The 25295-nt window shown below is 66.3% G+C and carries 22 protein-coding genes and 1 pseudogene; 9 read left to right on the top strand and 14 right to left on the bottom strand.

The genetic code is table 11. The annotated features are described in order from the left end of the window. Positions 1 to 90 precede the first annotated feature (90 nt). The 3 genes from H7J73_RS24940 (at position 91) to H7J73_RS24950 (ending at position 3494) form a co-directional block, all read left to right on the top strand. Positions 91 to 1230, top strand: a complete 1140-nt coding sequence (locus H7J73_RS24940) for a GGDEF domain-containing protein (RefSeq protein ID WP_264070415.1) — start codon at positions 91 to 93, stop codon at positions 1228 to 1230. A 76-nt stretch (positions 1231 to 1306) separates the two neighbouring features. Next, entirely contained in the window at positions 1307 to 2185 is an 879-nt protein-coding gene (locus H7J73_RS24945; protein WP_264070417.1) for a LysR family transcriptional regulator, read from the top strand. A gap of 91 nt (positions 2186 to 2276) precedes the next feature. Then, positions 2277 to 3494 carry an MFS transporter gene (locus tag H7J73_RS24950; protein ID WP_264070419.1) on the top strand — a complete coding sequence of 406 codons (1218 nt, stop codon included), beginning with the start codon at positions 2277 to 2279 and terminating at the stop codon, positions 3492 to 3494. Here the strand turns inward: H7J73_RS24950 and H7J73_RS24955 are convergent. Next, a complete protein-coding gene (locus H7J73_RS24955; protein ID WP_264070420.1) occupies positions 3407 to 3943 on the bottom strand; it encodes a hypothetical protein in 537 nt (178 codons plus the stop codon). The two genes, H7J73_RS24950 and H7J73_RS24955, sit on opposite strands and share 88 nt — an antisense overlap. Before the next feature lie 275 nt (positions 3944 to 4218). Between H7J73_RS24955 and H7J73_RS24960 the strand changes: the two genes are divergently transcribed. Then, on the top strand, positions 4219 to 4929 hold the full coding sequence (locus tag H7J73_RS24960) for a DUF427 domain-containing protein (RefSeq protein WP_264070422.1): 711 nt from the start codon (positions 4219 to 4221) through the stop codon (positions 4927 to 4929). Positions 4930 to 5344: 415 nt separating this feature from the next. Beyond that, complete coding sequence (locus tag H7J73_RS24970) at positions 5345 to 5917, top strand: TetR/AcrR family transcriptional regulator (RefSeq protein WP_264070424.1); 573 nt, start codon at positions 5345 to 5347, stop codon at positions 5915 to 5917. A gap of 4 nt (positions 5918 to 5921) precedes the next feature. Here H7J73_RS24970 and H7J73_RS24975 read toward each other — a convergent pair whose 3' ends face one another. Further along, on the bottom strand, positions 5922 to 7055 hold the full coding sequence (locus H7J73_RS24975; RefSeq protein ID WP_264070425.1) for an epoxide hydrolase family protein: 1134 nt from the start codon (positions 7053 to 7055) through the stop codon (positions 5922 to 5924). Between the two features lie 4 nt (positions 7056 to 7059). After that, a complete protein-coding gene (locus H7J73_RS24980) occupies positions 7060 to 7980 on the bottom strand; it encodes an LLM class F420-dependent oxidoreductase (protein WP_264070426.1) in 921 nt (306 codons plus the stop codon). Positions 7981 to 8149: 169 nt separating this feature from the next. Between H7J73_RS24980 and H7J73_RS24985 the strand changes: the two genes are divergently transcribed. Beyond that, positions 8150 to 8599 carry a hypothetical protein gene (locus tag H7J73_RS24985; RefSeq protein WP_264070427.1) on the top strand — a complete coding sequence of 150 codons (450 nt, stop codon included), beginning with the start codon at positions 8150 to 8152 and terminating at the stop codon, positions 8597 to 8599. On the opposite strand, the gene H7J73_RS24990 is transcribed toward H7J73_RS24985, so the two are convergent. Next, on the bottom strand, positions 8568 to 9176 hold the full coding sequence (locus H7J73_RS24990) for a carboxymuconolactone decarboxylase family protein (protein WP_264070428.1): 609 nt from the start codon (positions 9174 to 9176) through the stop codon (positions 8568 to 8570). The genes H7J73_RS24985 and H7J73_RS24990 overlap by 32 nt on opposite strands. A gap of 504 nt (positions 9177 to 9680) precedes the next feature. Then, positions 9681 to 11102 carry an MFS transporter gene (locus tag H7J73_RS24995; RefSeq protein ID WP_264070429.1) on the bottom strand — a complete coding sequence of 474 codons (1422 nt, stop codon included), beginning with the start codon at positions 11100 to 11102 and terminating at the stop codon, positions 9681 to 9683. A 525-nt stretch (positions 11103 to 11627) separates the two neighbouring features. On the opposite strand from H7J73_RS24995, the gene H7J73_RS25000 reads away from it, so the two are divergent. Together H7J73_RS25000 and H7J73_RS34035 are read left to right on the top strand one after the other, a co-directional pair. Further along, entirely contained in the window at positions 11628 to 12917 is a 1290-nt protein-coding gene (locus H7J73_RS25000) for a hypothetical protein (RefSeq protein WP_264070431.1), read from the top strand. 84 nt (positions 12918 to 13001) lie between these two features. Next, positions 13002 to 13136: pseudogene (locus H7J73_RS34035) on the top strand (IS256 family transposase); the annotation flags it as partial. An 84-nt stretch (positions 13137 to 13220) separates the two neighbouring features. Here the strand turns inward: H7J73_RS34035 and H7J73_RS25005 are convergent. From H7J73_RS25005 to H7J73_RS25045, 9 genes are all read right to left on the bottom strand, one after another. Continuing rightward, positions 13221 to 14222 (bottom strand): FAD binding domain-containing protein, encoded by a 1002-nt coding sequence (locus H7J73_RS25005; RefSeq protein WP_264070433.1) that lies wholly within the window; start codon positions 14220 to 14222, stop codon positions 13221 to 13223. Next, positions 14219 to 14755, bottom strand: a complete 537-nt coding sequence (locus H7J73_RS25010) for a 2Fe-2S iron-sulfur cluster-binding protein (protein ID WP_264070434.1) — start codon at positions 14753 to 14755, stop codon at positions 14219 to 14221. The genes H7J73_RS25005 and H7J73_RS25010 overlap by 4 nt, the downstream gene beginning before the upstream one ends. Continuing rightward, positions 14752 to 17070, bottom strand: a complete 2319-nt coding sequence (locus H7J73_RS25015; protein ID WP_264070435.1) for a xanthine dehydrogenase family protein molybdopterin-binding subunit — start codon at positions 17068 to 17070, stop codon at positions 14752 to 14754. Before H7J73_RS25015 ends, H7J73_RS25010 begins: the two co-directional genes overlap by 4 nt. Before the next feature lie 86 nt (positions 17071 to 17156). Next, the gene (locus H7J73_RS25020) at positions 17157 to 18326 is read right to left on the bottom strand and encodes an FAD binding domain-containing protein (RefSeq protein WP_264070436.1); all 1170 of its coding nucleotides are present in this window, start codon (positions 18324 to 18326) and stop codon (positions 17157 to 17159) included. Continuing rightward, complete coding sequence (locus H7J73_RS25025) at positions 18323 to 19072, bottom strand: ABC transporter ATP-binding protein (RefSeq protein ID WP_264070437.1); 750 nt, start codon at positions 19070 to 19072, stop codon at positions 18323 to 18325. Before H7J73_RS25025 ends, H7J73_RS25020 begins: the two co-directional genes overlap by 4 nt. 38 nt (positions 19073 to 19110) lie before the next feature. Beyond that, complete coding sequence (locus H7J73_RS25030) at positions 19111 to 19884, bottom strand: ABC transporter permease (protein ID WP_264070438.1); 774 nt, start codon at positions 19882 to 19884, stop codon at positions 19111 to 19113. Further along, on the bottom strand, positions 19881 to 20702 hold the full coding sequence (locus tag H7J73_RS25035) for an ABC transporter permease (RefSeq protein WP_264070439.1): 822 nt from the start codon (positions 20700 to 20702) through the stop codon (positions 19881 to 19883). The genes H7J73_RS25030 and H7J73_RS25035 overlap by 4 nt, the downstream gene beginning before the upstream one ends. Continuing rightward, positions 20702 to 21754, bottom strand: a complete 1053-nt coding sequence (locus H7J73_RS25040) for an ABC transporter substrate-binding protein (protein ID WP_264070440.1) — start codon at positions 21752 to 21754, stop codon at positions 20702 to 20704. The genes H7J73_RS25035 and H7J73_RS25040 overlap by 1 nt, the downstream gene beginning before the upstream one ends. 142 nt (positions 21755 to 21896) lie before the next feature. Next, positions 21897 to 23702: a helix-turn-helix domain-containing protein gene (locus H7J73_RS25045; RefSeq protein WP_264070441.1), complete on the bottom strand. Its 1806-nt coding sequence runs from the start codon at positions 23700 to 23702 to the stop codon at positions 21897 to 21899. A gap of 103 nt (positions 23703 to 23805) precedes the next feature. Between H7J73_RS25045 and H7J73_RS25050 the strand changes: the two genes are divergently transcribed. Beyond that, on the top strand, positions 23806 to 25287 hold the full coding sequence (locus H7J73_RS25050) for an aldehyde dehydrogenase family protein (protein WP_264070442.1): 1482 nt from the start codon (positions 23806 to 23808) through the stop codon (positions 25285 to 25287). The last annotated feature ends 8 nt before the right edge of the window (positions 25288 to 25295 follow it).

Below are 25295 nucleotides of genomic sequence, written 5' to 3' on the forward strand. Positions count from 1 at the left end.
CAACGGTTGGTATCGTTTCGCCCATTGGGGGGCTCCTGGGTGTCGCGCTGGAGCAATACCGCAGATCACATGCCTACTCGGGAGGAAAATATGGCAAAGGCTCTGCGTGACTGGTGGCAGCAGCCTGGCCATTTCTATTGGATCACCGCATTCCTCGCGGCCCGCGGCGCGCAGGTTTTCACCTGCCGTGCAGTAGCGCTCTACACACTCGGAATTGGCGCCATTAGTTTGGCCATGTTGTGGAGCCCGAACGGCCCGGACGGAATACTCGCCCAGTCACTCGTGATCGGTGTCGCGGTCTGCTGCACGCTCAAAGCGCTGGTGTGGATGCGGAACAAGTGGCCCACCCGCGGTTGGTCCGGTGCCTACGCGGTGACCACCAGTGTCTGCATCGCCGTTTCCTGCCTGGCCCAGTCGAATCCGGTCGCCGGACTGCTTGGCACCACGACGTTCGCCGCGTTGGCCGGCTTCATCGCGTTTTTCCACACCGCCCGCTTCCTGGCGTTCAACCTCATCGTGACGGCCGCGACCGCCGTTTTCCTGGCGGTGCGGGTGGCCGAGCAGAACGACGCGGTCTGGGCCGCCTGCGCGTTGGCGCTCGTCGCCGTGGCTAATCTCGCGGTGCCATTCGGCTGCCAGGCCGTCGTACACCTTCTCGACATCGACGTCCTCAACACCGAGATCGACCCGCTGACCGGCCTGTTGAACCGCGAGGCCTTCTATCGCACGACGGGTGAGTTCGTGGCGGCCAGGGCCCGGATCGATGACCGCTACCTGGTGATCGTGTTGGTCAGCCTCGACAACTTCACCCTGTTGACCGGTACCGACGGCAAGGTTTCCGGTGACCGGGCCGAGGTGGCGGTCGCCCAGACCCTACGGGAGACCACCAGAAGCAACGCCATCGTCGCGCATGTCGGTGAAGCGGAATTCCTGATCGCGGACACCTTCGCCACCACCGATGCCAGCCCGCTCGTGGAACGGGTCCGCGGCGCCATCGCCACGACCCCGCCACGGCTGACCGCCAGCATCGGCGTGGTGGCCACGCCGATGCGCGGCCTGGCGGACTGCCCGCCGCATGAGTTGATGGACGAACTGGTCGTCTTCGCCGAGGAAGCGATGGCCGACGCCCGGCGGGCCGGGGGCAATATGGCCTGCACCGTCGTGTGCTCGATGCCCACGGTGCTCGCCGAGAAGAACACCTGGGACCGGTTCGACGACGAACCACGGTGACCACCGCTAGCCCTGGAGTCATGCGCGAACCGCGTCATAGGTCGTCCTTCGATACGCTCTCCGTATCATCGACCTCGTGGATCTCGATGAACTGCGCTGGTTCGTCGTCCTCGCCGAGACCGAGCACGTCACCGATGCCGCCGCGCAACTGAAGGTCACCCAGCCCACGTTGTCCCGCGCACTGGGCCGACTCGAGCGACAGACCGGCGCCCCGCTGTTCGATCGCATCAACCGCCGGCTACGCCTCAATGCCTACGGTCAGATCATGCTGGAGCATGCCCGCCGCAGTGTCGCCGAGATGGACTCGGCCGCTGAACGGATCGCCGCGCTGCGGGACCCCGACAGCGGCACGGTCCGACTCACATTCCTGCATTCCCTTGCGAGTTGGCTGGTGCCAGAACTCTTGCGGCAGTTCCGGATTGATGCACCGAACGTCGAGTTCGATCTTCACCAGGGCGCCTCGTACGAACTCTTGGAGCAACTCCTCAGCGGTCGGGCAGACCTGGCGATCCTCTCTCCCGAACCCGAGAGCCCGGCATTCGCCTGGCACCAGCTCCACGTCGAACGCCTGTGCCTGGCGGTACCGCGTGGGCACCGATTCGCGTCCAGGGCCACACTGCGCCTCGCCGAGACCGCCGACGAACCGTTCATCGCACTGGGTGACGGCTTCGGTCTGCGACAGCTCACCGACGAACTGTGGTCGGATGCCGGTATCGAGCCCCAGATCGTGTTCGAAGCCATGGAGATCCCGACGATGGAGGGTCTGGTGGCCGCCGGGTTCGGCGTCGCGGTGGTGCCAGTGCCCCAGCCGGATCGCGGCGAACCGATGTGCGTCTACATCCCCCTGTCGCATTCCGGCGCCAAACGGAGCGTCGGGATCGCCTGGATTCGCGAGCGCCCCCTGCCGCCCGCGGCAGAACGGTTCCGGAGCTTCGTCACAGCGACCAGCTCCTGATCCGGCCGACCAGCTCTCATGCGTATGGCGTATGAAGATGTCCACAGCGATGCATTGGACACATCACCCATCGCTACCTAGCGTCGAGTGCATGTCCATCGCATCCCCGGCCGGGGCCACGTCCACCTGGGCCGGCCATCCGCGGGGGTCAGTCCAATACCGTCGTCTGCTCGCAGCGTTGTTCTGTGCAGGTGTCGCCACCTTCGCTCAGCTGTACTCGCCGCAGGCGGTGCTCCCCCAGATCTCCGCAAGCCTCGGGATCGGCGCCGCCGACGCAGCGTTGATGGTGTCCGCAGCGACCGTCGGCTTGGCGCTCGGCGTGCTCCCATGGTCGATGGTCGCCGACCGCATCGGACGGGTGCGCGCGATTTCGATCTCGGTCACCGTGGCCACGTCCCTCGGCCTGTTGGTACCGTTCCTGCCCGGCTACGAGCTGCTGCTGATCGGACGCGCGCTGGAGGGCTTCGCCCTGGCCGGAGTACCCGCCATCGCAGTCGCCTATCTGACCGAAGAAGTCGAGGCCAAGCACGCCGCCCGGGCGGCGGGCACCTACGTCGGCGGCACCACCATCGGCGGTCTGCTCGGCCGACTGGTGGCTGGACCAATCGCCGAGATCGTGGACTGGCGCGCCGGTGTCTTCACCGTCGCGGTCCTGTGCGGTATCGCCGCGGTGGGCTTCGTCAAACTGGCCCCGACCCCGCAGGGTTTCGCCCCTACCAGGGGTCGCAGCGTCCGCGGGGTGTTCCGGCCGCTGGTCGTCAACCTGCGGTCACCGCGCCAGTTGGCGATCTACGCGCAGGCATTCCTACTGATGGGCGGCTTCGTCGCCATGTACAACTTCCTCGGCTTCCGGCTGACGGCCGCGCCGTTCCACCTGCCGCAGACAGTGGTCAGCCTGGTCTTTCTGGCCTACCTGGCCGGAACTTGGTCCTCGTCGCGCGCCGGCGCGGAGGCCACCCGGTTCGGCCGCAAACCGGTTCTGCTGACCTCGATCACGATCATGATCTTCGGCGTCGCCATCACGATGAGCTCGAATGCCGTCGTCGTCCTGGTTGGCCTGGTGATCGCGACGGCCGGGTTCTTCGGCGCACACGCGATCGCATCGGGTTGGGCGGGTAGCCAGGCCAGTGAGGGCAAAGCGCAGGCCTCCTCGCTCTACAACCTGTTCTACTACGGCGGTTCCAGCGTGTTCGGCTGGTTCGGGGGCGTCGCGTTCGACGGCTACGGCTGGTCAGGGGTCGCCGTGACGATCATTGTCCTGGCCGTCGTGGCGACGGCCGTGGCGGCGGTGATACTTCGCCGCAACTGACTACCGCTTCCCGGACCCCGGAAGAAAGTCTCTGTCGGACCGGCCATCTCCCCTGCGGCGGCGGCGCAGAGCGCATGGGACTTGAACACCTTCGCCGCAGAGGTCAGCGGATACTCGACCGTGGTGACCGTCCGATCCACTCCGGCCGGCGTACCCGGTCCCCAGAAACTGACCTCGGCTACCCCTCTGCGCATCGCCAGGAGCACGGCCTGGCGGACCCGATCGTCGTTGTCGAAGACCTCGTTGGCCACGGCCGGCGCGTGCGCCTGCGGACTCTTCCTCAGCGATCCGAGCGCAGCGTCGAGTTCGAAGCACTGCGCGCCCAGGATCTCCAGTGGGCGTACCTCGGCGCATTCGGCGAGCAGGACGTTGACCTCCCAGCCAGCCATACCTCGGTCGAACAGCCAGCCGCCGACCGAGGTCACCGCATCGGTGACGGTCGATCCCACGACAGTCAGCTGATACCTCAACGGCCGACCTGCGTGCACCTGCATACCGCCCGGACGCAACCCATTCGGCTCGTGCAAAACAGATGCGTCAGACAATTGCAGGGTCAGGACCCTCCCGCCCGATGCTGGAGTCCGAGCGTGACACTTCACGATCGATATGTAAAGTACGAATCAGACTGCCGCACATCGTCGGCCCTAGCCCTCGGACAGCGCGACATCTCCACCACCTTGTGCAACGTGTGGTGGTACAGCTACGCGAAAGCTGAGTTCCCACAATGACGCTCATGTTCGGACGCGGTCCGCTCAGCGACGACCCGGCCGGCTGGTTCTCGCCGCCGATCCCCGCAGATGTGGTCTTCGTCGAACCACACCACCGACGAGTACAGGCCCTGCTCGACGGCCACGCCGTGATCGACACAGAGAACGCGCTGTTGGTGCATCGAAAGGGCGAACCGCTGCGCTTCGCATTTCCCGCCGGTGAGGTCGGTGCGCTACCGGCCGAACCCGTCGCCGCCGCGCCCGGATACGTCACTGTGCCGTGGGAGGCCGTCGACACCTGGCTGGAGGAGGGGCGTGCACTCGTGCACTACCCGCCGAACCCGTACCACCGCGTCGACTGCCGCCCCACCCGGCGAGGCCTACGGGTGGCTGTCGACGGCGCCGTTCTCGTCGACACAACCGACACGACGATCGTTTTCGAGACCTCACTGCCGCCGCGCCTCTACGTCGCCCCGGCGCTGGTACGCACCGCTCTCCTCCGCCGAACCGAGACCACCAGCTACTGCAATTACAAGGGCAGTGCGACGTACTTGGCGGTGACGATCGGCAGCACTGTGATCGAAGACGCCGCCTGGAGCTACCAGAATCCACTACCCGAGAGTTCACCCATCGCAGGGTTGCTGACATTCGACGAGACTCGGGTGGACGTGCTCGCCGAGCTGCCGGAAGCGCCTGCCGGCGCAGCCGACTGCGACTGTCGGAGCTGACCGACGCAATCAGCATCCTCGGATATCGCCCCGGAGGGCCTGGTCGGCACCGGAGAGCCCGACTCGGGCGAAGACCGTCGCCTGGCAGTTGACAATCGCCCTGTGCCCCAAGTTCTTTGTGTTCGCTTCCGGCGGACCGCTGGGGCACTCCAGCCGTCGAAACTCCGACACGCTCTGGTCCAGCATGCGCAAACCCGCAGCAGAACAATGGCTTACGTCCTGCCGTATTCGTTCCCGGTCGGTCTCGGGCCGGTCCTGCCCGATGATCTCCACCTGGGCGTCATGCAGCACTTCGGCTGCGTCCGCGGCGACGGATTCACATCCGACCGTACTCGTCGCCCGCGGCGAACGGACCGAGTTCGGCCGGAGCTCTACCATTTGTCTGGACACTGCAGAACTTCGTGAGGTCGTGAACGTGAACGAACCATCGCCCCTCTCTCGTGACAGCGAGCGTGACGGGTTGTCCACAGTCGATGACACATCGACACGGCGTCGCATTCTGGCCGCCACGGCCGAAGTGCTGGCCCGTAACGGTCAGACGAAGCTGAGCCTGTCCGAGGTCGCGCTGCAGGCCGGGGTCTCCCGGCCGACGCTGTATCGCTGGTTCGCCTCCAAGGAAGAACTTCTCGACGCGTTCAGCCGCTACGAGCGCGATATGTTCGACTCGGGGGTCAGCGCTGCGACGGCGGGTCTACGGGGCACCGAGCGACTCGATGCCGCGTTGCGGTTCATCGTCGAATACCAACAGTCCTATTCGGGTGTCCGGCTGGTGGATGTCGAGCCGGGTGTGGTGATCATGCAACTCGCCCACGTGATCCCATTGATGCGCGCCCGGTTGCAGAAGCTCCTTCCCGGACCCAACGGCGCGGTCAAGGCGGCGACCGCGATCCGGGTCGCGGTATCGCACTACATCGTGCGCAGCGACGACGACGACCAGTTCCTCGCTCAGCTCCGGCACGCGGTGGGACTCAGGCCCGATCACGGCTAGCCGCTCAGAAGACTCCCCGCTCACGCAGAGTGCCTGCGAAGGCGGCCAGGTCGGCGGCGAACAGTTCCGGCTGCTCGAAGGCGGCGAAGTGGCCGCCACGGTCCTGCTCGCAGTAGTGCACCAGGTTGTAACGCTTCTGCGCCCAGGCCTTCGGCGTTTGCAGCAGCTCATACGGGTACTTCGCGAATCCCGTAGGGACACTGACATATCCGTGCCAGTCACTGAGCGCTCCGGTGCCGGCACGAGCCGACTCGTAGTAGAGCCGGGCGGCGGAGGTGCCCGTGCCGGTCAGCCAGTACAGCATCAGATTATCGATCAGTCGGTCAATGCTGATCGGCATGCCGTCGCGGGTGTCGGTCCAGGCGTGGAACTTCTCCAGGATCCAGGCGGCCAGCCCCAGCGGGGAGTCGTCGAGACCGAACCCGAGTGAATGCGGCCGCGTCGACTGCTGTTCCATGTATGCAGTGCCGTCGGTGATCCGCTCCGCCGAGGCGACGATCGCGGCCAGTTCCGCCTCCGAGACTCCCGTCATCACATCGGGGTCATCATGGGCGAGCATGGCGAACAACATATTGCAGTGGATGGCAGCCACATTCGGTGCGTAATGTTCGCCGAGGTGCCGGGTCACGATGCCGCCCCAATCGCCGCCCTGCGCAACGTAGCGCTCGTAGCCGAGTTGAGCCATCACGTCGGCGACCGCGGCGGCCACCCGTGCCGAATCGATGCCCCGCTCCGAGGTCGGACCGGAGAACCCGTATCCCGGCATCGATACCGCGACCACGTGGAAGTTCTTCCGCAGCAGAGGTATTACATCGAGGAACTCGACGATCGAGCCGGGCCACCCGTGGGTCAGCACCAGCGGGATGGCGTCGGCCGCGGCGGAACGGGCATGCAGCAGGTGGACCTGCTGCCCGGCGGCCTCGGTGCGCATCGAACCCAGCTCGTTGAGTTCCGCCTCGGTGATCCGCCAGTCGTAGCCGCCCACCCAGCGCTGCACCACCGATCGCAGGAAATCCTGGTCGGTTCCGTAATCCCATCCGGCACCGGTGATTTCAGCGGGCCAGCGGGCGGATTCCAGCCGGTGTCTGAGGTCGACCAGCTGGGCATCGTCGATCGCGATCGGGTAGGGCTCGATCATCTCCTCACACCTCCGCGATGATCTGCCGGCCGAAACCGTCGATGGTCTCGAGCAGGTCCCCAAGGCTGTCGCCCGGCATGGATACCTGCACCCACGTGACGCCGACCTTGGCGAGATCGTCCAGACCGGCCAGGTAGGCGTCGGCGTTGAAATCGGGGGTACCGGGACTGCCGCCGGTGAATGTGCTGAAGCTGATATCGATCGCCGACGAGTCCCGCCCGGCGGCATCGAGACGCCGCCGAAGGTCGTCCGCGCCGGCCGCCAGGTGCTCGATGCTGTCCATCGTCGCGGTACCGGCGGTGGCGGCCAGGCCCGGCGGGGCGGCGAACGGCGCCCAGCCGTCACCGTGGGTCACGACCCGCTGGCGGGCCGCTGCGGTATTGCCGCCGATCCAGATCGGCGGGTGCGGCAGGCTGACCGGTCGGGGGTGGGCGGTGATGCCTTTGGCGGTGAAGTTCTGCCCCGCGAAGGACAGGTCGTCACCGGTCCAGACCGCCCTGATCACCTGCAGGGCTTCATCGAAAAGCGCCGCCCTGCCATCGAAATCGACACCGAGCGCGGCAAACTCCTTCCTGAGGTAGCCCAGCCCGACGGCCAGGGTGAAGCGGCCCTCCGACATCAGATCCAGCGTCGCACCGGCCTTCGCGACGACGAACGGGTTGCGATAGGGCAGTACGACCACATTGGGGATCAAGCGGATCGATGACGTGGACGCGGCTGCGAAGCCCATCGCAACAAAGGGGTCCAGGCTGTCATGGCCGCCGGCGTCGAGCCAGCGCTGCGTGGGAGCGGGGTGATCGGTGAATCCCAGGCCGCCGAATCCGGCGGCCTCCGCGGCGACCGCGACCTGGGTGACACTGCTGCCGCGGACCAGTTCGCGATTGCTCGGATGGGCGATGATCGGATACGTGAAGACGAAGCGCATCGTCGAGCGGTCCTTTGCTTGCAACTACCGTAAGTTCTCCGGTACTTACTACCGTATCGACCCGCGCGATATGTGGCCCAGGCAACACAAATGGGGATTCCCCGCCTCCGGATGGCCCGAAGTCCTATATTCAGCCCATCTATCTGTCATCGAATGACCAGGGGGCACCGTGAGCGCGTTGGTGAAGGCGGGCGCACTGAGTTTTGCGCTCGGGGTGGCGGTGGCATGTGCACCGGCGGCCAGCGCGGCATCGGGATACGGCAACTTCGATCTGCAGATTCAGCGGGGCACCGACTACCACACCTATATCTGGGTCGTGAGCTCCTGCGCCAATCCCGCGCCGGACTGCGAATTGATCACGGCTATCCACCGGCCGATCGCGGGCAATGTGTCCTACACGGGCGAAGCACACCTGTTCGACGGGCAGTGGGTGCTGGCCGTCGACATCGGCGAAGGCCTGATCTGCGGCGGCTACTACGGGCAGAACATCCCCACCCACGATGTCTTCACCTGGGACCCGAACACCCTGGCCGGCAACGCCGCCTCGGCATCCGACATCGGTTGCGGCGGCGCCCCGGGCGGCGTGATCAACTATCCGTTCGTGTTGACCCGCCTCTAGCCGCCAGCAGTTCCCGGATGTCGTCGTCGAGGTCGATATCGAACGAGCGCAACATCCACGCCAGGTTCTGATAGCACCCGACGGTGTAGATCACATCCAGGATCTGTTGGGTGTCGAGGTTCTCCCTGAGCACCTCCAGTGTGGGTGGGGCGATTGCGCCGTCGCCGACCAGTTCGTCCACTGCCCGCAGGAGCGCGGCATCGAGCGCATCCCACAACGGGCCGTCGGCACCCCAGCCGATCCAGGCGATCTCGTCGTCGCTGAGACCGACGTCGCGGGCCAGGAACAGGTGCTGAGCCCATTCGTAACTCGACTTGGACACCGCGGCCACGCGCATCACCAGGAGCTCGCGCTGGCGTTCTGTCAGTGTGGTCGCCAGCAGGAGATGGCCGTTGAACGTCAGGAATGCGCGGGCGAGCGCCGGATGGTGCGCAAGTGTGCCAAGGATGTTGGCGCCCTTGGGTCTTCCCTCCCGGTGAAGTCGCGGATGGCGTGGCTGGGGCGGCACCATCGCTGCCAACGCGTCTCGCATCTCCGGTGGCCACTGCTTGGTCGTCAGCGGTTCGATATGCGCCATGACAGTCCCTTGTCTCCTTACGTGTTGACACCGAGCAACGTGTTGACACCGAGCACCACCGCCTCCCGACCGACCAGTGATGCCGCGTCGCGGTGCAACACCATCAGGGCCTCCTCGTCGCGCTGGGCACTCGCTCAACTTAGCGCAGAGCCCGGCGCCCGAATTGGCCCAGGCGTTGTACCGTTTTCACGCAATTCCGCTACGTAAATTCTGTATTACGCTCCTGTTACCGCTAAAGTCGGAACATGCGCGAGAAGTCGGTATATATCGAGGTCGAGACGTTGCGCGGGCGCACCGCCGGCCCGGCCGTTTCGGCAGTCGCTTTGGAGATTCACGTCCGGGTGGTACACCACACCGTACAAACGGCATTTCCGGCATTCATCTCAGATGAGGACCTTGACGCCATTGCGCCGGGTCCGGTCACGACGATCGTGGCGCTCGAGCTGTGCCTGGCCGGGATGTGGCACCGAGCCAAAGACGGGTACGTCATCTCGGATTTCGACTTCATCGACCACATGTCGGCGAGCGTGGCCAGGCGCAGAATGAAGGCCGCGCAGACGCGTTGGACCCGCAAGACCGTCGATGCGTGCCGCACTGCCTGGCGCGTGTTGAACCGGGAGAACTTCGTTTCGTTCTGAGGTCCCGCTCTGACGGGCTGATTGCCTCGCTGCGCGGTCGAGTGGTCAGGAGAATCACCAGCCCGGCGCCCGCGGCCAGCACGCAGCCGGCGACGCCGGAGCCGAGCGCCGCCCGGCCACCGAAGTGGTGCGCGATGACCCCGATCAGCACGGCTCCGATCGGGGTGGAACCGACGAACAACGTGGTCCACAGGGCAGTGACCCGACCCCGCAGCTGCGGCGGCGCGGACAGCTGGATGGTGCTGTTGCCGGTGGTGAGGAACGCGATGGAGGCCGCACCCACCACCACCGCCGTGAGCACGCCCACGTGCACTGTGGGGCTGACGGTCAGCAGCGCCATGGCCACCGCGTAGGCGATGGCGACGAACACCATCCGCCGCAGTCCGGTCACCGGCCAGCGCAGCAGGATCAGTCCCATGGCGACCGATCCGATCCCGAACGCGGTGGTCAGCCAGCTGTAGCCGTCGACACCGGCACTCAGGGTCTGTTCGGCGAAAACCGGTAGGCTGGTTTCGAATTCGTAGGCCAGGGTCCCGACGAAGGCCATCATCACCAGGGGGCCGGCCAGCTCACGGTCGGTGCGCGCGACGGCCAGCCCCTGCCGCAGCTGCCCGCGCGCCCGTGCGACAACGCGGGTCGGTTGCAGCGCGCTGGTGTGCAGTGCGAGCAGAGCGATGATCACCAACGCGAAGCTGGCGGCGTTGAACACGAAACACCAACCGAGACCGTAGGAATGCGCCAGGAACGCAGCGACTGCAGGACCAAGAGTGCGTCCCACATTGGCCAGGATGCTGTTGGTGGTGATCGCGGGGCGCAGCAGTTCGGGCCCGACGAGTTCCGGGACGAACGCCATCCGGGCCGGGTTGTCCAGGCAGGTCATCAGGCCGAAAACCGCGGCGGCGACGAAGATCTGCCACAGCGCGATGGTGTGCGTGAGGACCGTGAGACCGACCGCGAGCGTGGTCGCACCGAGGACGCCGGAGGTGAGGAACAGCAGGTGGCGCTTGTCGTTGCGGTCGACGAGCACCCCGGCGTACGAAGTGCAGATCAGCACCGGCAGGTACCGGGTGGCCATCACCAGTCCCAGCGTGACGGACGAGTGGGTCATGTCGAGCACGAGCAGCGCCAGGGCGATCGTCTCGGTCCACGAGCCGACCAGGCTGACGGATTGACCGGCGACGAACCGTCGATAGTTCGGCACCGCCAACACCGCCCGCACAGTGCCCACGCCGCGGTCAGTCGGCCCGTGCATCCCGGTTGTGCCCATCGGGCCGAGTCTGCTCGTCATCTCTCAACCCTGGCCGAGACGACCTCCGATGTCGGCAGTGCTGACCACACAACGCATTACCGGCTAGCTGGCGTGTCTCCTCAATGGCGTGTCCAGCATGTGCCGAGGACAACGGCGGCGCGGTAGACGACGGCGAGTTTGTCGTAGGGGGTGTCCAGGCCGCGCCATTGTTTGACAAGCGCGAAGGATCGTTCGACGAGATTGGCTTACTTGTAGCGGGTTTCGTCAAATGCTGGCGGTCGCCCGCCCCGGTGTCCGCGGCGTGGCCGGGCGTCGATCATCACCGAACATGTGACCTCCGAATGATCACTGTGCCCTCGGCTCGCGCAACCGTGGACCAACAACACGGGCACAGATCAGCTGGTCTCAATCATGGGGGACACGCCAATGCCGTCCATCCGCAGGTCCGCGAACTCCCCGTGGGCGCGTTTGAGTTGACGCCGAGGATAATTTCTCGAAATCCACCTTACGCGCGAGTAAGTTCGCGTAACTTCGCTGCGGGAAAGCGACTTCGAGGGGGAAGCAATGCACACCGTGATCCGTCCGTACGCTACTGCCGGTGTTGCGCTGATCGGCGCGGCCGTCATCGCAGTGACCCCGGTGGCGCCGCCGGTGCCCGATTTGCACAGCCCGGCGTTCAGCCACGCTGCGGTAGGGCTTGCGGCGTCGGTCAATCCAATTGCCACCTGGGCTGAGACGGTTCAGCAGGCAATCGAGAATTCAGTGGGACTGGGCGCCATGGTGTGGAACAACCCAGCACCAATTCTGTCGCAGATCATCGCTAACCAGGTAGACACAGCAACCGCGCTAGGCGCAGCACTGCAGACGGCCGCACAGGGACTGGCCGAACAATTGTCGCCCGACAACCCGGACGGCGCGCCCGCCCTCCTTCGGACGGCGATCGAACAATTCCGAAATGGTCAGATCTCCGATGGTGTACAGAGCCTGTGGTACGCATTCACAGCCCCGCTGCTCGGTGCAGTCTTCCCGCTGCTGAGCGAGGCCGTGCCGCTGCTCGCTAACTCCTTCGACAACCTGGCCAAAGCGGCTCGGGCTCTTACCGATATCGGCACCACCGCAGCCCTGAGCCTCTCCTTGCTCAATGCCCCCTACGCTGTGCTCTCCGCCGCCGGCAGCGCGTTGCAGGACATCTTCGACTCGATCAGAGCCGGCAACGTAGCCGACACCGTCCTCCATATCCTCGACGTACCCGGCAAGTTGACCGGTGCCCTGCTCAACGGCTTCAACGGCACCGCAGGACTGCTCAGCCCCGGTACCGGCCCGGTCGACTCCGGCCCGATCGGCGCTCTCCTGCGTCTGCGCAACATCATTGCTGAGGCAATCGCGCCGCAGACCTCCCCGACACCGTCCATTCTCACGACGCGAACCGAATCAACTGCCATGACGTTCACGCTTGCCACGACGCAGGTTCAGGGCTCCGCAGCGACTCCAGCCAATGCAACGGAGCCGGCGACCGCGGCACCCTCAACGTCGCCCGACAGCATGACCGTCCACAGTCCAGCGGCCGCATCGGAACTCGTGCCCACAGAACCCGCCACCGGAATCGAAACCACCGAGGCTGTCACGACCGCGCCGAAGAAGCCCACGTTCACACTCCCGACCGTCGCGCAACCGAAGTCGACCCGACCGACCCCGAGACTTCCCGCGCCGAAAACGACAACCCCGTCAGGCATCAAGTCGGCTACTCCTGCTTCGAACCTGCCAGCAGGCTCCGATACAGCTACGTCCTCACCGAAACCTCACCGCGCCAAAGTATCTGAACCTGGCAGTAACGCGGACGGCACCGCCGCTTAGCCACGATCCGTGGATCGGGGGACTGTGAATTCAACGGTGTTTCCGGGCTGACACGGTGAGCGACGCTCGGCGAGAAAGGTCGCCGTGGCGACGACGCTGGATGATGCGACCAAGAAGAAGGCCGAGCAGTCCGCCGAGCAGAAGGCCGCGGTCGAGTTGGTCCGGCTGGCCCAAGAACAAGGACTGCCGCTGACAGGACCCGACGGGCTGCTCAAACAGCCGGGATGTGTCTCCCCGATGACGGTGGGTTTTGAGGCGACGCTGTTGTGGTGGCGACGTCTTCACCGTATCGGCATTCTCACCCTAGCCAGCGACGCGCCCGGCGCTCCCGGCCGCCTTCGTCAGCGCACGCACCACGCTGTGCAGTCCGAGATCGACCTTGAAAGCGTTCTGGCTCAGCGGTTGCGCGCCCGCCATCACCAGCCGGGCGGCCGCCCGGAACGCGTCGAGCGACGGAACCTGCCCGATCAGACTGTGTTCGGCTTCGGCCACCCGCCACGGCTTGGCCGCCACGCCGCCCAGCCCGATGGCAGCGGCTCGGATCCGGCCTTCCTCGATCTCCAGCCCGGCCGCCACCGACACCAGGGCGAACGCATAGCTGTGCCGGTCACGGACCTTGAGATACCAGGAGTGCTCGGCGAACGGCGACGGTGGCAGTTCGATACCGGTGATGAGTTCCGCAGTGCGCAGGGTGTTGTCCCGCTGCGGTTCCTCGCCGGGGAGCCGGAAGAAGTCCGCGATGGGGACGGTGCGGCGGCCCTCGGGTCCGTGGACATGCACGCCGGCATCCAGAATCGCCAGTGCGACAGCCATATCGGAGGGATGGATCGCCACGCACGCATCGCTCGCTCCAAAAATGGCGTGCTCGCGATTGAAGCTGTCGGTGGCGGCACAGCCCGATCCGGGTATTCGTTTGTTGCACTGCGCGAAGGCGGCTTCCATGAAATAGGGACAGCGGGTGCGTTGCAAGAGGTTGCCGCCCGCGGTGGCCATATTGCGCAGTTGCGTTGTCGCGCCGGACAGAATGGCCTGCGAGAGCACCGGGTACTGCGACCGGATCAGTGGATGGTTGGCGATGGCGCTGTTGGTGACACCGGATTCGATGTGGACCCCGCCGGACTCCGTCGCAGCCACGTTCCGCAGGTCGAGGCGTCGGACATCGACGAGCGCCGGCGGCGCCTCGACGCCACCTTTCATCAGGTCCAACAAGTTGGTTCCGCCGGCGTAGTACTTGCCACCGGTGGCGACGACGCTGGCGATGGCACCTTCCACCGAGGTGGCGTGCTCGAATGCGAAGGTCTTCATGCGCGCTGCTCCCCCGCCACGGCGCTGATGGCGTCGACGATATTGGCATAGGCACCGCAGCGGCAGATATTGCCTGCCATCCGCTCACGGATCTCGTTGTTGGTCAACATGATCCGGCCGGCACAGGTGTCAGGGCGTGGCCCATCGAACGAGACGGCGGACAGGTCGCCGCGGGCGTGCTCGCGCAGCATCGCGTGTGCCGACGAGATCTGCCCGGACGTGCAATAGCCGCACTGGAATCCGTCGTGCTCGACGAACGCCTTCTGCAGCGGGTCCAGTCCCTCAGGACCACCGATCCCCTCGATCGTCTCGACGGCACTGCCGTCGATCGAGACCGCCAGGGTCAGGCAGCTGACCACGCGTTCGTCGTCGACGGTGACCGTGCAGGCGCCGCACAACCCGTGATCGCAGCCCTTCTTGGTGCCGGTCAGGTGCAGCCGCTCCCGGAGCAGATCCAGCAGCGTCGATCGGACGTCGATCGCCACCGTCTGCGGCATTCCGTTGATAGTCAAGGCGATCACGTGCTCACTCATCGGGGACCTCCAGACGCGGGACTGTCGTCGAACGGCTTCATCAGGCTCTCCAGCGTGATCGGTAGGTCCCGCAACCGCTTCCCGGTCGCGTGGAAGATCGCATTGGCAATGGCCGCAGGCACCCCGCACGTGCCGATCTCGCCGATGCCGCGGACGCCGATCGGGTCGAGTTCGAAATCCGGCACATCGACGAAGCTGATCTCGAATTCCGGCCGATCGGCGTGAGTCGGCAGGTAGTACTCGCCGATCAGCTGGGCAGTGTGCGAATCGTAGGGCACCTGTTCGAGCAGCGCCATGCCGAGACCGAAAGTGATACCGCCCATCACCTGATTGCGGGCCAGCTTCGGGTTCAGGACCCGCCCGCAGTCCAGCACCGCCACCCACCGCGACACGCTGGCCCGCCCGATCTCCTCATCGACCTCGACCTCACAGAAGTGCGCGCCGAACGACTGGGACACCGGCCCGTCTTCGTCGGCGCCGCCGCTGGTGGCGGTGAAGTTCAGCGTCTCCAGGTCCTGCGGCTTTCGGCGCGCCAACCAGTCGGCGACGGCCATCGCCGGACCTGTGCCGTCGATGCGGGCGACGATCCCGTCGCGCACCGTCAAGGACGATGAATCGCATTGCCCGAATACCGATTCCGGATCCCTTACGACGAGTTCGAGAAGCCGGGACCGCCACTGGACAGCCGCGGCGAACACCGCAGAGCCGACCGTGGCCGTGGTCTGTGAGGCGCCGCTGTACGGCGCGTCCGGGAAATACGAGTCACCCGAGGCGAAGTCGACCTGGTCGAGCACCAGACCGGCCGCATCGGCAGCCACCTGGGTCATCACGGTGCGCACTCCGTTGCCGACCTCGTGAGTCGCGGAGGCGAACCGAACCGGTCCGGAGGTGTCGGTGCCGACGCGGCACCCGGCGGCCATCCGGCGGCCGGGATAGGTGGCCGTCGCCATCCCCCATCCGATCCGGACCCCGTCGCGGGTCAGTGACCGTGGCGCCATCGGTCGCTCGGCCCAGCCGAAGCGTTCGGCACCCTGCAGATAGCACTCACGCAGATGCTTACCCGACCAGGCCCGGCCACTGGCCTGGTCGCGGTCGGTGTCGTTGCGCAGCCGGAGCTCCAGCGGATCGATGCCCGCCGCGTAGGCCAGTTCGTCCATCGCGACTTCGAGGGCGAACAGACCCGGCGCCTCACCGGGACCGCGCATGAAACACGGTGTCGGCGCATTGATCCTGGCGACAGTGTGGGAGACCACCAGTCGTGGCGACTCGTACAGGAAGCGGGCCGACAGTCCCGTGGGTTCACAGAAATGGGCGACCGTGGAGGTCTCGGTCAGCGTGTGCTGCTCCGTGCTCTCGATGCGCGCCTTTTCATCGGCCACCAGACTCAGCTGCTGCTCGGTGCGGGGCCGGTGCCCGGTCGAGGAGAACATCTGGTCGCGGGTGAGGACCAGTTTGACCGGGCGACGCACCTGCCTGGCGGCCACCGCGCAGAGCGCCACGTGCATCCAGAGGAAGCTCTTGGAGCCGAACGCTCCGCCCACGAGGGGTGCCAGGATTCGGATGTCGGTTTCCGGGATGTCCAGGTAGGCAGCCAATGCCGTGCGCTCACCGGTGATCCAGCGGGTGGTGTCGTGCACGGTCAGAACGTCGCCGTCCCACCGGCAGATCGCCGCGGACAGTTCGATCGGGTAGTGCGCGTTGACCGCTGTGGTGTAACGCGCGGACACGGAGAACGCACCCGCAGGCACGTCGCCGCCGCCGCGGTGGTCCTGCAGTTTCTCTTCCTCGAGCTTGACGAAGTGATCCGGCCGGTAGGCACCGTGGCGGATCTGGCCGTCCTTCTCGTCGGGCGGGACCGGTTGGGACAGCACGTCCCCGGCCGAAAGCTGTGGCGCCGCAGGCTCATACGTCAGCTCGAACAGGGTGGCCGCGAACGCGGCGTTCTCCATCGTGTCGGCCACCACCAGCGCCATATGCTGCCCGACGTGCTGGACGGTGAGATCCGACAGCGGTGGCCGGCGTTCCACTGGCAGGTCATAGGTCAGTGACCGCGGTGGGGGCTGCAGCGGTGGGCAGTTCAGTGGGGTCAGCACCGTCAGCACTCCGGGTGCGGCGGCAGCGGCTTCGGTACCGGCGATCAGCGATTCCCGGGTGACGCGTCCGTGCGGGATCTCCGACTGCACCAGCGCGGCATAGGACAGGCCCGGCAGGTCCACGTCGGCGGTGTAGACCGCGCGCCCGGTCACCTTGTCCACGCCCTCGACGCGGTTGACCGGCTTGCCGACCGCATCGGCGCGTTGCGTCATCGACGTCATCGCACCACCTTCGTCCATGCCGAGACCCGGTGTCGACACTGCTGACCGCCAGCACCACTACCTGCCAGCACTACTACCTGCCAGCACTACGACCTGCCAGCCGGAAGTGCCAGCCGGGTGAGGAAGTCCGGTCCGGTGTTACCGAGCCGGGACTGGGCCGCCATCCTGACCCCCGAACGGGCCACCCCGATCAGGTGGCTCAGCCGCTGGTGCTCGAAGTGCTCCAGCAGTCGCACCGGGAGGTCGTCGCCCGGCGACCAACGCGCCAACGCGTGTGCCAGGGCGGCGGCGTCCCCGAGTGCTTTCGAAGTCCCCGACGCGGTATGGGGCCGGACGGTGCCTGCCGCATCCCCGATCAGGGCGGCCCGGCCGGCGACCATCGCCGCCGGTGCGCGGTCGAAGACCGGCTGCAGGAACACCGTCGAATGCTGTACCAGGGCCCCGAATTGGGGAGGCAACGCCTCCCGCGCCAAGTCAACCAGAGCAGAACTGTTCTCCGCCGTGAGCTCACCGGGCGGCAGGAAGTTCTCGAACTGTCGCCCCGACGTACCGGTCAGCAACGTCGCGACGGCGCTGGCAGGGGTATTGACGTACCAGACCCAGTTCACCCGACGGGCGCCCCGGTCGAGTTGGCCGTCCGCACCGGGAACGAGATAGCAGAGCATCTGCATCCCCGGCACACCGAAGAGGGTGAACCGCTCGGCCAGCAGCTCGCGGAGCTCGTCAGGCAGCCCCGATTCGGGCTCGAGTCCACGGAATGCGACGTAACCGCTGTAGGTGATGTACCCCGGGATGCCCAACAGTGTCCTGGTGGTGGACCCCACGCCGTCCGCACCCACCAGGAAGTCACCGCGTGCGCTGGAACCATCCGCGAACGTGGCGGTCACGTGGTCGCTGTCGACCACCACCTGCTGCAGCGAGCTGTCGAGCCGATAGCAGGCGTCGGACAGCGGCGTGCGAAACGCGTGAAACAGCGTGTCCCATGCGGTCATCCACTGCGGGGCCCGATAGCGGGTGGTCCTGCCGTCGTGGTGCAGTTGTTGCCGCTCCTGCAGTTCGACGCTGACCGATGGGACCGAGATACCCAGGCGGGCGAGGAGTTCCTCGACCTCGGGCTGCATGACGATCCCCGCGCCGCGCGGTTGGGTGCGGTCGACGGAGCGCTCGTAGACCGCGACGTCGGCGCCGATGGTCCGGAGTTCGTGGGCGGCCGCGAGACCGCCCACCGAACCGCCGATCACCAGTGCTTTGGTCACGCTGCCGCCGCTTCCAGGGTTTCGAAGCGGGCCAGCACCTCCGCCTGCATCAGCGCGACATCGGGGTCGGATGCGCGCCGCGGCCGGGGCAGGTCCACCTCGATGGTTTCGTGGATGCGCCCGCCAGGGGCCAGCACCACGATCCGGTCGGACAGCTGGACAGCCTCGGTGACATCGTGTGTCACGAACATCACGGTGCGGCGGGACTCCAGCCAGATCCGCTCCAGATGCTCGCGCAGGTTGCGTGACGTCATGGCGTCGAGGTGGCTGAAGGGCTCGTCCATCAGCAGTACGTCGGGTTCGACGGCGAAGGCACGCGCGATGCCGATCCGCTGCTGCTGTCCACCGGAGAGCTGCGACGGGTACCGGTCCCCGACATGCGCCAGCCCGACCAGATCCAGGTAGTGCCTGGCCCGTGCCTCCCAGCCGCTGCGCTCGCGCTGGACAAACCCGAGATTCTGCATCACGGTGCGCCACGGCAACAGCCGGGGATCCTGAAACACATAACCCACGTGCGCTTTTGGTCCGGCCGGGTCATCGCCGCGAAGTGCAACGGAGCCGCCGGAATGCGGTTCGATACCCGCGACGATGTTGAGCAGTGTGCTTTTGCCGCTGCCCGATGGGCCGACGATGGACACGAACTGCTCACCTTCGATGGTGAGGTCGATCCCGTCGAGCACCCGAGTCTGGTTACCCCGGGCGTCGTGATAGGTCTTGACGAGTCCGTCGATGACAATGGAGGCCATGGTGGAATCCTTTCAGTAGATGGGGTTCGGCGCAGGGATCAGGCTTGACGCCAACGGGTTACGTGCTTCTCCAGCAGGCCGAGCGCCTGGTTGACGATGATCAGGAACGCGATGAACAGCAGTACCCAGGCGAGGAAGCCGTCGAGTTGGTTGGCGTCATACCAGTACCGTGCCCGCCAGCCGACTCCGGAGGTGGAGCCGAACCATTCGGCCAGCAGTAGCCCGTTCCAGGCACTCATGATCGCGAACCGCACCGCGGCGATCGTCGAGCCGGCCACCGCGGGGGCGATGATCTGTCTCAGCACCCCGAGCCGACCGACGCCGAAGGCGCGGGCCATCAGGATGGTTTCCGCTGGAATCGCGCGGACCGCCTTCGCGATGTTGACGATGACGAACGGCACACCGGACAGGAACACCGTTGTCACCGGAGTGAGCCAGCCGAAGCCAAACCACATGGTGGTCAACAACGCCCAGATGACGGCCGGGATCGCCAGGCCCGCCATCGTCAGGTCGGTCAGCGCGTAGTCCGCCACGTGGGACAGGCCCATCGCCACCCCGAGGACCGCACCGACCACCAGCGCGGCCACCAGGCCGAGCACGAACCGGTTCATGCTGACAGCCAGGTTGGGCAGGAGTTCGCCGTTCGCACTCTCCGATCCCAGCCGGCCGAAGGTGTCGGCCAGCGAGGGCACCCGGTGCCCGAACACCACGGCGAGTTGCCACAGCGCCAGCATCGTCACCACCGATGTCGACCAGGCCACGCCGGAGGTGAGCATGGCCGTGCTCCGACGGCGGGTAGCGATGATTGTCATACCAGTTCCTTTCTCCACGCGAAGAGACGGTGTTCAAGGGAGACCAACCCGCGCTCGATCAGGATCATCACGACCACGAAGAGCAAGGTCCACGCGAGCATGTCGTCGACCTGGAACTCCTGATAGGCCTTGCGGATCATGAAGCCGACGCCGTTCTGCGCGCCGAACACCTCGGTCAGCGCCTCGACCTTCCAGGCCATCGCGAATCCGTACCGGACACCGACCAGGACGAACGCGCTCACCGCGGGGAGATACACGTGGCGCAACACGTCGCGCGGCGTCCGTTCGAAGGCCGTGCACATCCGCAGCAGGCCGCCGTCGACCGATCGCACTCCTTCGGCCACGTTGATCGCGATGAACGGAACCGCGACCAGCGCCGAGACCACAATCGGTCCGGCTGGACCGACCCCGAAGATCACCAGCGCGAAGACGGCGTAGGTGAGGCCGGGCACGTTGCCGAGGACGAACATGGGCAGCGAAAGGTACGAATTCATGAAATCGCTTCGGCCCATCAAGAATCCGAACGGCAGCCCGGCGAGCACCGCGATGGCGAAACCGGCTCCGATCTTGGCCAGGGTGGTGGCAAAGTTACCGACCGCCTCCCCGGTCATGACGATGTCGACGACCCGGGTGAAGACCTCCAGCGGTCGGGGCACGATGTTGTCGTCGACGATGGCGGCGGCCGCGGCCCACGCCAGCACGGCCGCTGTCAGTGCGGCCAGCGAGACCACCCGCCGGACCGCATGTTCGTTACGCCGCTTCGGCGACGGAACAGGCTGCGGTGCAGCAACTTCGGAGGGCAGCGTGCCCGTACTCATCAGTTGGTCCTCTCGGTGGGCAGGAATCGTGGGTCGGCCACGCCGTCGCCGATGACGTGGGTCTGCCGCATCAGGTCGAAGATGGAGGCCTCGTCGTCGGCCCACTTCCGGTCGAAACGCACTTCGTCGACCACCCAGTCGTGCTCGTCGATATAGGACTTGATGAAAGCGACGTCCTCGTCGGTGGCGACGGCGAAGTGTTGCGGGTAACGCTCGATGATCTCGTCGCGGTGAGCCTGCCACTCGGCCAGGCCGCGATCCCACAGGTCGAGGAACGCCGACACCTCACGCGGGTGAGTCTCGGCCCAATCCTTGCGAGCCACAAAGACATTGCCCATCGGACCGTCATGGCCCGGTGCGTTGTACTCAGCGAACAGGTCGGCCGAGGATTTACCGTCGTAGAGCGGTCGGACGCTGCCCTGACGCAGTTCGTTCACCGACAGGTCCGGGTAGCAGATGCAGGCATCGATCTCGCCGCGCGCCAACAGCCCGGACAGATTCTGAATATCGGCCACCACCAGGTCGACGTCGCCGCCGGTGAGATCCATCTCGTGCATCTGCTTGACCAGTGCGCTCCAGACCAGCGTTCCGGAGACGGTCGTGAAGACCCCGAGCTTCTTGCCCTTGAGGTCGGCGGCCGAGGTCGCCGGGTCACCGGCCCGGACCATGATCCGGCTGCGCTCGGTGTTGTAGCGGCCGATGATGACCGTCTCCCGTTCGGTCTGCTCCTCCAGACCGGGCACCTCGAACGATGCCGTGGAGATGATGTCGGCGTGCCCGCCGGCGAAAAGCCCGAATTCGTCCCAGGTGGCGGACGTCTCGATGGTGATCCCCGTGTCGCGTTCGAAGTCCTCGACGATGCCTTCGTCGTTCATGAAGTCCCAGATCGGGTCGGGCGCGAAGGTGAACCGGATGACCCCGTCCCTGGCGGCCCGGGACGAGGCGGGGCCACCAAGCCCGGCGCTGCACCCTGTCGTACCGGCGATGAGGGCGACCAGTGTCACCACCGACATCACCGCCTTGAACAGGTAATTTGGTTGCCTGAAACGCACGAGGCCGCTCCCGCTTTCATCGCAGTTGTGATCGCTGTCACTGATGCGGATCACCTTGCGCCGCCGGGGACGCAACCACAATGTTCGCCGAGACATACATCTGCGTCGTGAATGTTCGGCTGAACACCGGAGCTCGATTGGCCTAGTTCAGCGAAGCGACATCCTGCACCGTCAGGGCCGCGCTGAACTGCAGCGTCACCGCGGGATCGGCCAGATCTGCGGAGCAGAGTTGTTCGATGCGGCGCAACCGTTGCGTGACGGTGTTCGGGTGGATGTGCAGCCTGCCCGCCGCCCGATTCCGGTCGTGCCGCGACGCGAAGTAGGTCCGTAAGGTCTGCACGAGGTCGGTGTGATGCAGGTCGTCGTAGTCGAGCACCGGACCGAGGGTGCGCCGGGCGAAGGCCACCAGTTGGGCCGGGTCCTCGAGTTGCAACAGCAGCCCGAGCACCCCCAGATCACCCAGCTCCACAACGGTATTCGTGCGACCGGCCCGCACGGCGATGTCGAGCGCGCCCTTCGCGGTCCGGTACACCTCACCGTAGGAGGTCGCCGTATCCGCCGCCTGCGCCGAAACGGCCACCGTGGCATCGACCGTCCTGGACACCGCGCCGATCGCGCGTTGCACCAGATCGGCTGCGGCAGAACCTGATTCGTGCGACTCGTCGGTGATCGGCCACAGCGTGACGATATTGCCGCGGTGCATCGCGGCCAGCGGGCGCGGCTGGTAGGGCGCCACCAGGTCACCGACCAGGGACAGCGACCGTTGGTAGAGCCGGGTCTCGGCCGGTTCGCCGGACACGCTCAGCGCCCCGACGATCGCGACGTGCGGTCGGCTCAGATCGTGTCCGAGGCGGTGCGCGCGCTGCAGTACTTGTTCGGAGATCACCGCGCCGCTACCGAGCAGATCGGCCAACAGTTCACCGCGTAACCGATGCTCGACTTCGACGGCGGTCCCGATCCGGAGCAATTCCAGCGATATCACGATGGATGCATGCTCGACGGCCCGCACCGCCACCGGATCGAGGTCAGTATCCCTGGCGGGGAACCAGATTCGAGCGGCGACATCATCGCTGAGCTTGGCGATCGCCACGCTGAACCGCCGGGTGGGGTCGGCGGCGCTGCCCACCGGGACCGGCGCCGAGGACTGCGGCGCGGCGATGTTCGCCGCCGCCCGCCACGCCGCATCGGGCAGTTCGCCGTCATTGCCGGCCTTGGCGAGAACAACGTTGCGGGAATCGTCGATGAGGACGGGCCTGCCGATCAGCTCGGCCAAGACCGCCGCGATACCGTCGAGACCGCCCGAACGGAGCGTCACCCCGAGTAGACGTTCGTGAATCTGCTCGGACCGCGTCAACGCGTCCCGCTGTTCGCGCAGCGACTCGTTGAGCTGGCGGAGTTGGTCGAGCCGGTGCGCCGATGTCAGGGCGATGGCCGCGTGGTTCGCCAGCAGGGTCAACCGTTCGATCTCATAACCGGTGAACGTGTGCACCGGCGAGTAGTAGCCGTTGAGCGTGCCCAGGATCTCGTCGCCGGCGACCAGTGGCACGCAGACGATCGCGCGGTACCCCTGCTCGCGCGCGACACCACCCCATGGGGTGAACTCGGGCTCGGCGGTGATGTCACGGAAGGCGACCGGCTTGCCGCTGTGGAACGCCTGGCTCGACGGCGACCCGCTGTCCAGACGGACTGGCCGGTCGGTGTTCACCCGGTCTACGTACAGGGCGGACAGCCCGCTCCAACCCGTGATCACCAGGCTCTCGCCGGCCGCATCGGGGGTCAGCACCCCGCAGAAATCGAATCCCAGCAGTGTCCTGGCGGTATCGGCCACCAGGTCGAGTACCTGTTGCAGGTCGTTCTCCGAGGTGGCCGCGGCGCTGAGGGCACGCAGCGCAGTCAGCCATGTCAGCAGCTCCGCACCCGGCTGCCGGCCGGTATCCACTGAGGTCACCTACTCACTCTTCCACGCCACATGTCAGCAGATACATGGTTATGGGATAACAGTGGTTGTTCAGACATTGAACGTCGCTGTGGGTGTGACGACACTCATAGCTATGACACAGGTCGCCAACGGTGCCGAACTGCACGCACCCACCGAAACCCGGAGCATCATCAACCCCGCCACCGGTGCGGAAATCGCCGTCGTTCCCGAACTGGGTGCCGATGCCGTCGACGCCGCCGTGGCCGGCGCACTCACCGCCTTCGAAAGTGGCCCCTGGCCGGCGATGGTCCGCAGCGAGCGGGCGCGGCTGCTGCTGCGGATCGCAGACGCCATCGAAGGAGCGTCGGAAAAGCTGTACACGCTCGAAGCGCTCAACAACGGCAGGCCGATCACCGAAACCCGCGCCCAGCTGTCCCGGGTGCCCGAGTGGTTCCGCTACAACGCCGGCCTGCTGGCCGCCCAGCGCCAGGCGGTCCTGCCCGGCGACGGCCCCTACTTGACGTACCAGCAGCGGTTGCCGCTGGGCGTGTGCGGCATCATCACGCCGTTCAACCATCCGCTGCTGATCCTCGCGCGCAGCCTGTCCGCGGCACTGGCCAACGGCAACACCGTCGTCGTCAAGCCCTCCGAGATGACTCCGCTGACCACGCTCGCACTGCTCGACATCATGACCGAAGCCGGCCTGCCCGACGGTGTCGTCCACGTGGTCACCGGCGGCCGCGACGCCGGGATCCGACTCACCCAGCACCCGGACATCGCCAAGATCACCCTGACCGGCGGCACCGAGGCCGGCCGCGCCGCCGCGCTGGCCACTGCGGCCCGATTCGCCAGGGTGACAGCCGAACTCGGCGGTAAGACTCCGGTCGTCGTCTTCGACGATGTCGACCCCACCGCCGCCGCCGAGGGCGCCGCCTTCGCTGCATTCGTCGCCGCAGGCCAATCCTGTGTGGCCGGGTCCCGCTTCCTGGTGCAGCGCGGGATCTACGACGCCTTCGTCGCCGCGCTCACCGTTCGCGCCACCGCAATCCGGGTCGGTGACCCAACCCGGCCCGACACCCAGATGGGCCCTTTGATCAGCGCCCGCCAGCGCGACAAAGTACGCGATCTCATCGAGACCGGAGTCGCCGAAGGCGCGCGACTGGCCGCCGGCGGCGGGATTCCCGAACTCCCGGATACGTTGCAGGACGGCTTCTTTCTCGAGCCGACCGTCCTCGCCGATGCCGATATGCAAATGACCGTTGCGCTGCAGGAGATCTTCGGCCCGGTCGCAGTCGTCATCCCGTTTGACGATGAACACGACGCCGTGCGGATGGCCAACGACAACCGGTACGGCCTCGGCGCCGGCGTCTGGACCACCGATGTCGGCCGGGCGCACCGGGTGGCGTCCCGCATCGTCGCCGGGATGGTCTGGATCAACGACCACCACCGGCTCGAGCCGTCGCTGCCGTGGGGCGGGGTGAAGGAATCCGGGATCGGTAAAGACGCCGGTACCGAGTCCTTCGACGACTTCTCGTGGATCAAGACCATCGTCGTGCGCACGGCCGCCGAACCCGTCGACTGGTACGGCGGCGCGGGCCAAGGCCGACTGAACTGACCCAGTTG

The sequence above is a fragment of the Mycolicibacterium komossense genome (genome assembly GCF_025822605.1).
Classification (GTDB): domain Bacteria; phylum Actinomycetota; class Actinomycetes; order Mycobacteriales; family Mycobacteriaceae; genus Mycobacterium; species Mycobacterium komossense.